The organism is Streptomyces sp. NBC_01210 (assembly GCF_036010325.1).
In the GTDB taxonomy this organism is placed as follows: domain Bacteria; phylum Actinomycetota; class Actinomycetes; order Streptomycetales; family Streptomycetaceae; genus Streptomyces.
In genome coordinates this window covers 2,933,347-2,945,583 of sequence record NZ_CP108549.1, presented here as the reverse complement: position 1 = coordinate 2,945,583, position 12,237 = coordinate 2,933,347, and the positions used below count along the sequence as shown (strand labels likewise).

Genomic DNA, 12,237 nt, shown 5'->3' with positions numbered 1-12,237 from the left:
GCTCTGGCATTTGCTACGGAGTGGAGCGCGATGGCTTGTAAATGCTGGCTGATGCTGCCTACCGTGTCGCATATGCAGTCCTACACAATCGGCCAGGCGGCGCGTCTGCTGGGCGTCAGCCCCGACACCGCGCGCCGCTGGGCGGATGCCGGGCGGGTCGCGACCCACCGCGACGAAAGTGGCCGTCGGCTCATCGACGGCCGCGATCTGGCCGCCTTCTCCATCGAGGTCGCCCAGAGCGGCACCGGTGAGGAGGACGCCTCGTACACCTCGGCCCGTAACGCATTCCCCGGCATCGTCACCGCGGTCAAGCTCGGCGATGTCGCCGCACAGGTCGAGATCCAGGCCGGCCCGCACCGACTGGTCTCCCTGCTGACCCGGGAAGCCGTCGAGGAGCTGGGGCTGGAAGTCGGCATGCGGGCCACCGCCCGCGTGAAGTCGACCAGCGTGCACATCGACCGCGCCTGAATCCCCCTCCGTATCCCACCCTTGCAGCGGCGTCGCCCGTCCCCGACGCGGCCTGTTCCCACCGCTTCACCAAGGAGACCCGCCATGTCGTACGCCTTCAACGGGCGCCGTACCGCCGCCGCCGTACTCACCGCGGCCCTGCTCGTGCCGCTCGCCGCCTGCGGCAGCGACGACAGCAAGAAGGACAGCGCGGGCGGTTCGAAGAAGAGCGCGAGCTCCGCTCCCCAGGCCGACCTGACCGTGCTGGCCGCCTCTTCGCTGACCAACGTCTTCAAGACGGCCGGCGCCGCGTACGAGAAGTCGCACCCGGGCACCAAGGTGAAGTTCTCCTTCGCCGGGTCCCAGGAACTGGCCGCACAGGTCAAGCAGGGCGCCCCCGCCGACGCGCTGGTCACCGCGGACACCAAGACCATGGACGGTCTGAAGTCCGACACGGGCACGCCGACGGTCATCGCCAGGAACCGTCTGGTCATCGCCACGGTCGAGGGCAACCCGAAGAAGGTCGACGAGCTGAAGGACCTCGCCGACACCAAGCTGAAGGTCGTACTCGCCGCGCCCGAGGTCCCGGTCGGCCGCTACAGCAAGAAGATCCTGGACGCGCAGAAGATCGTCGTGAAGCCGGTCTCGCAGGAGCCCAACGTCCGCGCCGTACTCGGCAAGGTCGAGCTCGGTGAGGCCGATGCCGGCCTCGTCTACAAGACGGACGCCGCCACGGCCACCGACAAGGTCGACGCCGTCGAGATCCCCGACGCGCAGAACGCCATCGCCCAGTACCCGGCCGCGACCCTGAAGACGTCCAGGAACAGTGAGGCCGCCGCCGCGTTCGTGGCGTGGCTTTCCACGCCCGAGGCGCAGAAGATCCTCCAGGACGCGGGCTTCCAGCAGCCGTAACCGCCGTGCGTGGGCTGCCCGGTACGGGGGACCGGGCAGCCCGTGACCGTCACTCGATCCCAGGAACACCGGATACTCCAGGAACGCCCCGGTACCCGAGGAACCCCCGATACCCCAGGAACACCCGATGAGACGCCTCCGCACTCGCGGCAACCGCCCCCCTGTCGCGCTCGCCGTGCCCGCGCTCCTCGCGATCGCGTTCCTGTTGATGCCGCTGATCGGCATCCTCGCCCGTACGCCATGGGGCGATCTCGGCAGTCATCTGACCAGTCCCGGCGTCACCGAGGCCCTGCGGCTGTCGCTGCTCGTCTCCTTCTGGGCGCTCGGCTTTTCGCTGCTGCTCGGGGTGCCGCTGGCCTGGCTGCTGGCCCGCGTCGAATTCCCCGGCAAGGCGCTCGTACGCTCCCTCGTGCTGCTGCCCATGGTGCTGCCGCCCACCGTCGGAGGCGTCGCGCTCCTCCTCGGGTTCGGCCGCCGTGGCCTGCTCGGCCCCTGGCTGGAAAACACCTTCGGCATCACCCTGCCCTTCCACACCTGGGGCGCCGTCGTCGCCGCGACGTTCGTGGCGATGCCGTTCCTCGTCATCAGCCTCGAAGGCGCACTGGCAGGGCTGCGGCCGCGCTACGAGGAGACCGCGGCCTCCCTCGGAGCCTCGCCGGTACGGGTGTTCTTCACCGTCACCCTGCCCATGGTGGCCCCCGGACTCATCGCCGGAGCCGCCCTCACCTGGGCGCGGGCGCTCGGCGAGTTCGGCGCGACCATCACCTTCGCCGGCAATCTGCCCGGTACGACGCAGACCCTGCCGCTCCAGGTGTACTTGCTCCTCCAGGACCAGCCGGAAGCGGCGATCTCCGTCTCCCTGCTGCTGCTCGCCATCGCCATGATGGTGCTCATCGCCCTGCGCGGCCGCTGGACCGGAACACCGAGCGACCGTTCACGCAAGCCCGCACCTCCGGCGGACGACGCGGAACCGCCACCGGCGGTGACCCCCGAAGACCTCAAGTCACCTGCCTCGCAGGAGCATTGGTCGCTGCACGCCGAGGTCACCGGCTTCAACCGGCTCACCCTGGACGCCGAACCGGGCACCACCATCGCCGTCGTCGGCCCCAACGGCGCGGGCAAGACCACCCTGCTGCGCGCGCTCCTCGGCCTCACGCCCCGCGCACACGCAGCGCTGCGCCTCGGCGACACCGACGTCGGTGAACTGCCCCCGCACCGACGCGGGGTGGCCTGGGTCCCGCAGGACGGCGCGCTCTTCCCGCACCTCACAGCCCTCGCCAACACCGCGTACGGGCTGCGCGCCCATGGCGTCCCGCGCGCCGAGGCCCGCCGCGCCGCCCAGCAGTGGCTCGACCGGCTCGGCGTCGGACACCTCGCACACCGCAAGCCGGCCCAGGTCTCCGGCGGCCAGGCCCAACGCGTCGCCCTGGCACGGGCCTTGGCCGCCCGGCCCCGCCTGCTGCTCCTGGACGAACCTCTCGCCGCACTCGATCAGACCACCCGCGCCCAGGTGCGCCACACCTTGCGCACCCACCTCGACGGCTTCGGCGGCGTCTGCCTGATCGTCACCCACGACCCCGTGGAAGCCCTGTCGCTGGCCGACCGGGTTCTTGTGCTCGACGAGGGCCGCGCCCTGCAGGACGCGCCGCCCACCGAGGTCACCCGGCATCCCCGCTCCCCGTGGGTGGCCCGGATGCTCGGCCGCAACGCCTGGCCCGGGATCGCGACGGCGGACGGTCTCGCGCTCTCCGGCGGCGGGCTGCTCGTCGTCGCGGATCCGGTGCCCGCGGGCACCGAGGCCCTCGCGATCATCGCTCCGGAAGCGGTGTCCGTCCACCGCGACAGGCCCGGCGGCAGCCCGCGCAACGTCTGGCCGGGCACCGTCAGGGAAATCACCGCCACCGGCAGCCGGCTGCGCATCCTGGTCACCTCGGATCAGGCACCGGACCTCGTCGCCGAGATCACTCCGCCGGCCGCCGCCGAACTGGGCCTCGCCGACGGGACTTCCGTATGGACCAGTGTCAAGGCGACGGAGGTCCTCACCGTGACGCTGTGATGGTCGCAGCCGCAGCCGCAGTCGCCGTAGCAGCACGAGCCCCGGCCGCAGCCCCAGCTGTGGCTGTTTCCGACGAGCTGGAACGAGCCGTGTTGCCGCGTCAGTGGGAGTACCTCGTCGCGGTCTGTACTCCACACTCGACAGCCAAAAGCGCTCAATTCTGATCAAGGGCGGGCGCGGAAGCGGATGCACTTGCGCACCCCGGCCACGCGCTGTGCGCGGCCGTGAAGCGTGGTCCTTTCTTGTTCTGGTGCACCGGGAATGGATGCTGTCCGGAACTCTTGTTCCATGCAGGTGGGTTGTGTAAGGGTGTGCTTCCTCACGTCCTAACATGACGATTCTGCTCAAGCGTTCTAATTACCCGGCGGTAAGTCACTGCGAAAACATCGGCGTGGCCCCTCCGTAAGGTATGTACCAATCAGTTGTGCCCTTTCAACTGCCCTGAAAGAACAGGCGGTTGACCGGGACTGAGAGGCCTGCACCCCCCATGCAATGCCCTGGATGGAAAGACTTCTATGCAGAATCCCCGTACCCCGGGTCCCGTCCCTCCCTCCCATACCGGCCTCAGCTCCGGGGACTCCGACGAAGGGCTCGCGGCCGCGCTGCGGACCAGCGGCGGGGAGGACGAGGCGCGGCCCGTAGCAGTGCTGCTGGCGAGGCACTGGCAATCGGTGTTCGACTACGCCTCGATCTGCACCCCGTCGGCGAAAGCCGCCTCGATGCTGGCCACGGCGGCGTTCAGCAAGGTGCTGGAGAATCTCCGGAAGGCAAGGTCGACAGCGGCTCTTCGTCCGCTTCTATTGTTGACTGCGCGTCAAATAGCCAAGGGGTGGGCGAACGACCAGTACGTCCTCGCCCTGCCCGAACTCCAGTATCCGGACGGCGGTCGCACCCTCAGAGTCGACATGTTCACTCTGCCGGAGAATCGGGAGTTGGTCTCCCGCGCTTTCCACGCAATGCCGGGTCCCCTCCAATGCCTGCTCTGGCATGGGGAGGTCGAGGCGGAGGGCATATCCGTACCGGCAGGTTTGTTGGCCATTGACTCGCGCGGTGCGGCGGTCCAACTCGAACAGGCGCGTGAGCTCTTCCGCGCGGGCTGTCTGCGGGCTCATGTCGAACTCGCGCCGGACAAGGACTGCCGCCACTACAGCCGTCTCCTCGATGTGTCACTGCGCCGCGGCGGCACTCTGATCCCGGACATCCAGAAGCATCTGGCGGAGTGTCAGTACTGCCGTTACGCCGCCGAACAGCTCAACCACCTGGACGGCCGGCTGGCCGTGCTGCTGGCCGAGGGCCTCCTCGGCCAGGCCGCACGCGGCTACCTGGAATCGCGACCTGCCCGCAACAGCGCCCGGGCGCAGAGCAGAGAAGGCACGGTCCGCAGTACGGGCCGGCACTCGAAGGCCGGGCGCCCGCGCGCACTGCCCCGTATGACCTTCCCCGGCCGGCACCTGCTACTGGCCCGGCCGAAGGTCGTCCTCACCGGGCTCGGGCTGCTGGTGGCCGGCGCGCTCGTCGTGACCGCCGTCTCGGCGCTCTGGTCGAACGACAGCGACTACGCGGGACCGTCCGTCCCGAGCGGCTCGGTCACCACCGACGCGCCTCCCGCAGCCGGATCCCAGATGCCGTCCGGCCACTCACCGCAGCCGTCGACCACATCCGCCGGACTCCCGGCGGGCCCGCTGAACACCAGACTGCGCAATGCCGACGCCGGTCTCTGTCTTGACATCCGTGACCGCAGGGCCGCGCCGGGTGCCGAGGCGGTGATGGCGGTGTGCTCGACCACCGTGACGCAGACGTGGGTGTACGAGGACGACGGGCTGCTGCGCAGCTCCGCCGCCCCGGACCTGTGCCTGAACTCCCACGAGATGGATGGTGTGGCCGTGCTGAGCGCCTGCACGGCGGCGTCGGCGGCGAACGCCGCGGACGTACGCTACGACCTGACCATCCAGGGCAATGTGATCCCCCGGTGGAACGACGGACTGGCACTCGTCCCGATCTCGCCGGATCCGGCAACGACCGTGGTGGTCAAGGTCCGTGACGGATCAGCGGCGCAGCGATGGGTAACTGACAACGTTGCCGCCGGCACCCCCAAGGTCCGGCCGAGCGCCGATGTGGGTTCACCGTTCACCAAGGACGTCAACACCTCACCGCAGACCGGCGACGACTGCGCCTCCCCGAGCTGCCCGCCGCCCCCGCCGCCCGCGCGCGGGACGGAGCCGGATTCGGTGCCGTCGGATCCGTACGCCGCGCAGCCCCAGTCCAGCCTCCGGCGTGTCAGCAATGGTTCGGCCGAGGAGAAGCGGCACGACCGGCCCGTGCGAACGGCTCTTGGGCTGCGCCCCGCCAAGGTGCTGGAGCCGGCTCCGGCCGGCCTGCGCCTCCCGGACAGGGCCGACACGGCGCGGCTGGACCACGCGCGGCCGCGCCACGGTCGGGCGGAAGCCGGTCGGGCGGAGGCCGGTGGGGCGGAAGCCGGTCGGGCAGTGGCCGGTCGGGCGTAGTCCGGTCGCGCCGCCGGATGACGACCCTTTGTCCGCGGGCCGCCTGTGCCTTCCCGCGGTCAAGTCATCTCAGGCATCTCGCCCTTCGTGGTCTGCAGGTCGATCACCGAGAAGACCGCGCCCTGCTGGTCCGCGACCGTCGCGAAGCGGCCGAAGGGGCTGTCCATCGGGCCGAAGTGCACCTGCCCGCCGAGCTTGTTGACCGTGGCGATCGCGGCGTCACAGTCCGCCACGGCGAAGTACACATTGACGTGCGGCGGGACATCGGGCGGGAAGTCGTCGGTCATCTTCATCCGGCCCGCCACCGGCCGGCCGCCGATGTTCCAGAGGTGGAAATCGACGACCTCGTGCTTCATCTTCTGCACCTCGAAGGGGAAGGTCGCGGTGAAGAAGGCGTCCGCCTTGGCGGCGTCCCGTGTGGTGATCTCGGCCCACGCGAACGAGCCGGGTTCGCCCGTCTTCTCGAAGCCCTCGTGGGCACCCGGCTGCCAGACGCTGAAGGACACGCCGCTGGGGTCCTGCGCGGTCGCCATGGTGCCGAACTCGCCGACCTGCATGGGCTCCATCAGCAGCGTTCCGCCGTTCTCACGGATCTTCGCGGCTGTCGCGGCCGCGTCCGGAGAGGCGAAGTAGAGGTTCCAGGCCGCCGGGCTTTCCATGCCGGGCATCTGCGGTACGACGGCGGCCACCAGCCTGCCGTCCGAGCGCGCCTGCGTGTAGTTGCCGAACTCTTCCGATCCCTCGTCGTAGGTCCAGCCCATCAGCTCGCTGTAGAAGCTCTTCGCGGCTTCCAGGTCGGGGAACATCGCGTCGGCCCAACAGGGCGTGCCTTCCGGTAGCGCGGCCATGGTCCAAGCCTCCAGCTCGAGGAAATTTCCCGTTCTTTCACGCTATTCGCCACGCTATTCGCCGAGGAGTGTCGGCGCGCGTCGAGCCGGCTCCCCGGCCAGGGGCGCACTTCCGGGGTATGGGCCGCGGCCGTCACTTCCCCGCGTGACGGTGAAGCCGGAGCCACTCGCGTGCGGTGTGCCGACGCTCGTGGCGCGCATGGCGCCGGCCGGCCGGCCTGGTACGACCGCCGAAGGGGAGTGCCGCGATGCGTTCGTCCTGATAGCCGTTGACCAGATGGATCGCGAGCGCGGCCGCGATGATCATCGCGAGGATCGCCAGCACGGTGACGAGGTTGTCCATGACCTCACTTCCCACCCTGCTCCGGACCGGCGCGAACCGGCCGGGCGTTGTTGAAGCGCCGATGTGGGTGAACCGCCGAAAACAGCGCCGGCACGACGGCCGGTGTGCGAAATGTCCTCGGTGTCACCAGCGTACGCCCGGCCCTGCGCATCACCGCCGGTACAGCGGCGGCCGGCGCCAGGACCACCGTCCCCCCGCACCGCTCCCCGGACGGACAACCGGACAGGTGAGGGGCCGACAGGTAAGGGGCCCGCTCCGGGCGCGTCCATATACTGCCCGTCATGCCGACGACCAGCCTCACCGGACGCACTGCCCTCCACGCGCGCCGGGCCCGCCACAGCCACGCCATATGACGGAGACCGCCCGACCTCCGCGCCGTCGGATACTCGCCGACCTCACTCCCCTCCGCAGCTCCGTCCACTACCGGCGGCTCTGGTTCGGCAACACGATCTCCTGGGTCGGTCAGGGGATGACCGCGCTCGCGATATCCCTCCAGGTCTACGACATCACCCGGTCCACCTTCGCCGTCGGCCTCGTCGGGCTCTGCTCCCTGGTGCCGCTCCTGGCGTTCGGACTCTACGGCGGTGCGATCGCCGACACCGTGGACCGGCGCAAGCTCGGGCTCGTCTCCGCGAGCGGGTCCGCCGTGCTGTCGGCCGGGCTCGCCACCGCCGCCCTCGCAGAGTTCCACCGTGTCTGGTTCCTGTACGCCGTCGTCGCGCTCCAGGCCGTGTGCGCGGCCGTCAACTCCCCGGCCCGCAGCGCGATGATCCCCCGGCTGCTGCCGCCCGAGCAGCTGCCCGCCGCCAACGCGCTCTCCTCGATGACCATGACCTCCGGGACACTCCTCGGGCCGATGCTCGGCGGGCTCATCGTCGGATTCGCCGGCTATCAGACCGCGTATCTCATCGATGCCGTCGCCTTCTCCGCGTCCCTGTACGCGATGTGGCGACTGCCCTCGATGCGCCCGGACCGTCTCGCAGGCGCCAAGAAGGCGTCCGTCCTGGACGGGCTGCGTTTCCTCGCCACCCGGCCCAACCTCCGGATGACGTTCTTCTCGGACTTCTGCGCCATGATCCTGGCCCATCCGCGGGCGCTCTTCCCGGCCGTCGCCGTGGTCTGGTACGGCGGCGACGCCCGCACCACCGGACTGCTGGCCGCCGCGCCCGCTCTCGGGGCGCTGCTCGGCGGGGTGTTCTCCGGATGGCAGGGGCGGATCCGGCGGCACGGGCTGGCGATTCTGCTCGCCGTCGGTGCCTGGGGTACGGCGATCGCCGTCTTCGGGCTCATCCGCAACCTCTGGCTCGGACTGTTCTTCCTCGCCCTCGCCGGGTTCGCGGACACCGTCTCGATGGTCTTCCGCAACACGATGATGCAGACGGCCGCCCCGGACGAGATGCGCGGCCGGCTGCAGGGTGTCTTCATCGTCGTCGTCGCGGGTGGCCCGCGGCTCGGCGACTTCCTGGCCGGCAGCGTCGCCGATCTGACCTCGCCGGCCGTGACCGTGACCGGCGGCGGGATCGCCTGTGTGCTGGCGATCTCCCTGCTCGCGCTGCGCTGGCGCGGCTTCGCCCGGTACGACGCCCGCGACCCGACGCCCTGACCTGCGGTCAGGCCTGCTTTGACCGGGACCGTCTCCGTGCCCGCCGGAGTGAGCGTCGTATTGATGCCGAGCACGGACTCGACCGGCTCGACGACCGGGATCTCGTGCAGCCGGGTCGACGGCGCAGTACCCGGTGAACGCCGGTGCGCCGGTGCCGCGCCACATCTCCTCGGCCTTCACCTCGACGTCGGTGAGGACGAACTCGTCCAGCGGCGTCGGCCCGGCCGTGAGCGTGGGCACGCGGCGCAGACCCAGCCAGGTCTCCCGTACGCCCTCCGACGGGGCTTCGAAGATCTTCGGCTGGAAGACGCCGTTGGTCGGCGGGACACCGGCCGGACGCTCAAGCCGGGCGTGGAACAGACCGCTGGAGCCCTCGCGGGACCGGTCGAAGTCGATGAGCTTTGTCAGCCTGCTGGGGAGGCTGGACCGTCCGTCGGTGCTGCGTTCGGGTTGACGGGGTCCGGGGCGACGATCCCGCGTACGACGCCCAGCTCCACCAGGTCCTGGGGCCGCAGCCGCAACTGGTCCGCGGTCCGGGGCACTTGCTCGGGCCCGCGCTTGAGGATCGCGGCGGCGAGCTCCGGGGCGATGACGGAGAAGTAACTGTCCGGTGTGGCCCAGGTGTTGCCGGGAGCGGCGAGCGCGAGCGCCCCGCCCGAGCCGCCCTCACCGATGAGAAGGCTGGTCAGCGGAGTACGGGCGGCGGCGATGGCCGAGAACAGCTCGGCAATCGCCGCGCCCGCGCCGGCCCGCTCGGCCTCGGCGTCATTGGCCGCGCCCGGGGTGTCGATGAGTGTGAGCACGGGAATCCCTGCCCGGTCGGCGAGCCGTACGACACGGGCGGCGGTGCGGTACCCGGCGGGCCGGGTCGGGGTGCCGCACTGGGCGACGTACGCGATGGGCCGCCCGTCGCGCAGCCCTACACCGCAGAGCAGCCCGGGGTCGGTGCCGCCGCAGCGATCGCCGTGGAGGGGGTGGCGGTGTGTGAAGTACTGATCGAGATACGCCTCGGCACGGGGCCGTCCGGGCGCGCGGGCCTGCTGGACGGCGTCCCATCCGGTGAGGGGGAGGGGGGCCCCGCCGAGGGCGTACGGAGGTGGAGCGGGCTCGACACGGGGCGGGTCGGCGACCGCCGGGGCGGCCTGCGGCCCAGCGGCACCGGGCGTGCCGACGGGCCCGCTCTCGGGGGCGCTCGCGGCTTGGCCGGCGTGTTCGCCCTCGGCGGTGAGCCCCGCCCCGGCGCCGCTGCCCGTTCCCGGGGTGCCCGCTGCCGGCGGGGCGCCCGGGACCCCGGGCCCGTCCGCAGCGTGGCCCTCGGCCTCCGCTCCCGCGAGCCCCGCGCCCAGCGCTCCCGCCCAGTACGCAAGCACCTCCCGCAGATCCTCACCGCGCACGATCGCGTCGATCTGACCCGAGGCCAGTTGGCCCTCCGCCGTGTATGCCGCCGGATCCGCCTCCGGCGGGCGTACGCGGGAGCCTGCGAAGCCCACCTGTGCGGTCGGCAGGGCCAGGATCACGTCCGCGCCCGCGCCGAGTGTGGCCCAGCCGCCGCCCGTCGTCGGGTCGCGGAGGACCGCGATGTGCGGGACACCCGCGTCGCGCAGCAGCACCGACGCATGGGCCACGCGCTGGAGTTGGGAGAGGGCGACCATGCCCTCCTGCATACGGCTGCCGCCAGTCGCGATCAGCGAGATCAGCGGTCGCCTCCGTTCGCGCGCCGCGCCGTACGCGGCCTCCAAGCGGTCCCCGGCGCGAATACTCAACGAGCCGCCCAGGAAGCCGAATTCGAAGGAGACCACCACACACCGACGGCCGCCGAGCGTGGCCTCGCCGTACACGACGGACTCCTTCGAGCCCGTACGCTCCGCGGCCCTCGCGCGGGCCGCGTCGTACCCCTCCCAGGCGATCGGGCCGTCCGGCACGCAAGGCCGGCCGACCGGCTCGGCCTCCACGAAGTCGTCGCAGACCAGCGCGATCGCCTCGCGGGCCGTCACCCGCTCACCCATGGAGCGCCCGCTTCATGATCTTGCCCATGTCGTTGCGGGGCAGCGCATCGAGGAAGCGGACCTCGCGCGGGCGTTTGTGCGGCGCGAGCTGCGCGGCCACATGTGCGGACAGTTCCTCCGGCGCGGGCGGCGCCAAGGGGTCCGCCGGCACGATCCAGGCGACGATCCGCTCACCCAGGTCCGCGTCCGGCTCCCCGGTCACCGCCGCCTCGCGTACCGCCGGATGTTCAAGCAGCGCATTCTCGATCTCGCCCGCGCCGATCTTGTAGCCGCCGCTCTTGATCAGGTCGGTGGCCTTGCGGCCGACGATCCGTACATAGCCGTCCGGGTCGCGGCTCGCCATGTCGCCGGTACGGAACCAGTCGCCGTCGAAGGCCGCCTCGGTCGCGTCGGGCCGGTTCAGATACTCCGTGAAGAGGTTCGGTCCGCGCACCTGGATCTCGCCGATGCCGTCGCTCTCGTCGACCAGCCGCAGCTCGACGCCGTGCAGCGGGACGCCGACCGTCCCCGGACGCGCTTCGCCGTCGGCGCGTACGGAGGTGTTCATCAGCGTCTCGGTCATCCCGTACCGCTCGATCACCCGCCGTCCCGTCGCCGCCGCGATCCGCTCGTGGTCGTGCAGAGGCAGCGCCGCAGAACCCGACACCAACAGCCGCGCACCCGCCAGCGCCTTCGCCAACCGGGGGTCCGTATCGAGCGCTTCGGCCAGTCGGTGGTACATCGTCGGTACACCGAAGAGCATCGTCCCGCCGTTCGCGAGCTCGCGTGCCACGCCCTCCGCCGTGAACCTCCCCAAGTGCCGTACCTCCCCGCCGCGCCGCAGTGGGCCGAGGATGCCCAGGATCAGACCGTGGACGTGAAAGAGCGGAAGGCCGTGCACGAGGACGTCGTCGGCGGTCCACTGCCAGGCGTCCTCCAGCGCATCCAGAGTCGTGGCGATCGCGCGGCGCGGCAGTACGGCGCCCTTGGGAGGCCCCGTCGTCCCCGAGGTGTAGACGATCAGGGCGGGCGTCTCGGGGTCCGGCTCCGGTGGCAGCGGGCCGGCGGCACCCGCGACCGCGATGTCGATCCGCTCCAACGCGCCGAGCGCCGACGGCAGTTCCTCGTCCGGCCCGGCCAGCACCACCGACGGCGCACTGTCCGCGACGATATGCGCCAGCTCGCGCTCACCCGTTTTCGGGTTCAGCGGCACGGCAGGCACACCGGCCAGCAGCGCAGCCACCACACCCACCGCTGTCTCCAGCGTGGGCGTGGCCCAGACGGCGACCCGCCGCGCGGCAGTGATCCGGCCGGCCAGCGAACCCGCCGCACCGGCCAGCTCGCCGTACGTCAGCGCACGTTCGCCGAAACGGAGGGCGTGCCGGTCCGTACCGGCCGCCAGCGCCGGGAAGAGGTCACTCACTCGTCGTCCTCCATCTGTCGCCATCTGTCGCCATGGGGTCGTTTCACGGGACAGGTCGTCCGCGCTCCCGGACCGCATCATTCTCCCCGCTACTCGTACGTAACAAGATGAGGGGG

At 71.0% G+C, this 12,237-nt stretch carries 9 protein-coding genes; 5 read left to right on the top strand and 4 right to left on the bottom strand.

The features are described from left to right. The first annotated feature begins 72 nt into the window (after positions 1-72). From OG735_RS13360 to OG735_RS13345, 4 genes are all read left to right on the top strand, one after another. Positions 73-468 (top strand): TOBE domain-containing protein, encoded by a 396-nt coding sequence (locus tag OG735_RS13360; RefSeq protein ID WP_327323390.1) that lies wholly within the window; start codon positions 73-75, stop codon positions 466-468. Positions 469-552: 84 nt separating this feature from the next. Next, positions 553-1,359 carry a molybdate ABC transporter substrate-binding protein gene (modA, locus tag OG735_RS13355; protein WP_327323389.1) on the top strand — a complete coding sequence of 269 codons (807 nt, stop codon included), beginning with the start codon at positions 553-555 and terminating at the stop codon, positions 1,357-1,359. Positions 1,360-1,486: 127 nt separating this feature from the next. Continuing rightward, positions 1,487-3,415, top strand: a complete 1,929-nt coding sequence (locus tag OG735_RS13350; RefSeq protein ID WP_327323388.1) for an ABC transporter permease — start codon at positions 1,487-1,489, stop codon at positions 3,413-3,415. A gap of 515 nt (positions 3,416-3,930) precedes the next feature. Then, positions 3,931-5,919 carry an RICIN domain-containing protein gene (locus OG735_RS13345; RefSeq protein WP_327323387.1) on the top strand — a complete coding sequence of 663 codons (1,989 nt, stop codon included), beginning with the start codon at positions 3,931-3,933 and terminating at the stop codon, positions 5,917-5,919. 59 nt (positions 5,920-5,978) lie between these two features. Here OG735_RS13345 and OG735_RS13340 read toward each other — a convergent pair whose 3' ends face one another. Next, positions 5,979-6,767, bottom strand: coding sequence for a VOC family protein (locus tag OG735_RS13340; RefSeq protein ID WP_327323386.1), 789 nt, complete (start codon positions 6,765-6,767; stop codon positions 5,979-5,981). 133 nt (positions 6,768-6,900) lie between these two features. Next, entirely contained in the window at positions 6,901-7,110 is a 210-nt protein-coding gene (locus OG735_RS13335; RefSeq protein ID WP_327323385.1) for a hypothetical protein, read from the bottom strand. A gap of 349 nt (positions 7,111-7,459) precedes the next feature. On the opposite strand from OG735_RS13335, the gene OG735_RS13330 reads away from it, so the two are divergent. After that, complete coding sequence (locus tag OG735_RS13330; RefSeq protein ID WP_327323384.1) at positions 7,460-8,713, top strand: MFS transporter; 1,254 nt, start codon at positions 7,460-7,462, stop codon at positions 8,711-8,713. Between the two features lie 404 nt (positions 8,714-9,117). Here the strand turns inward: OG735_RS13330 and OG735_RS13325 are convergent, their stop codons facing one another. Then, entirely contained in the window at positions 9,118-10,719 is a 1,602-nt protein-coding gene (locus OG735_RS13325; RefSeq protein ID WP_327323383.1) for a carboxyl transferase domain-containing protein, read from the bottom strand. Then, positions 10,712-12,121, bottom strand: coding sequence for an acyl-CoA synthetase (locus OG735_RS13320; protein ID WP_327323382.1), 1,410 nt, complete (start codon positions 12,119-12,121; stop codon positions 10,712-10,714). The genes OG735_RS13325 and OG735_RS13320 overlap by 8 nt, the downstream gene beginning before the upstream one ends. Between the last annotated feature and the right edge of the window lie 116 nt (positions 12,122-12,237).

Coding starts and splice junctions, on each gene's coding strand:
- modA (WP_327323389.1), top strand. CDS start 553: ATGTCGTACGCCTTCAACGGGCGCCGTACCGCCGCCGCCGTACTCACC.
- OG735_RS13330 (WP_327323384.1), top strand. CDS start 7,460: ATGACGGAGACCGCCCGACCTCCGCGCCGTCGGATACTCGCCGACCTC.
- OG735_RS13345 (WP_327323387.1), top strand. CDS start 3,931: ATGCAGAATCCCCGTACCCCGGGTCCCGTCCCTCCCTCCCATACCGGC.
- OG735_RS13335 (WP_327323385.1), bottom strand. CDS start 7,110: ATGGACAACCTCGTCACCGTGCTGGCGATCCTCGCGATGATCATCGCG.
- OG735_RS13340 (WP_327323386.1), bottom strand. CDS start 6,767: ATGGCCGCGCTACCGGAAGGCACGCCCTGTTGGGCCGACGCGATGTTC.
- OG735_RS13360 (WP_327323390.1), top strand. CDS start 73: ATGCAGTCCTACACAATCGGCCAGGCGGCGCGTCTGCTGGGCGTCAGC.
- OG735_RS13350 (WP_327323388.1), top strand. CDS start 1,487: ATGAGACGCCTCCGCACTCGCGGCAACCGCCCCCCTGTCGCGCTCGCC.
- OG735_RS13325 (WP_327323383.1), bottom strand. CDS start 10,719: ATGGGTGAGCGGGTGACGGCCCGCGAGGCGATCGCGCTGGTCTGCGAC.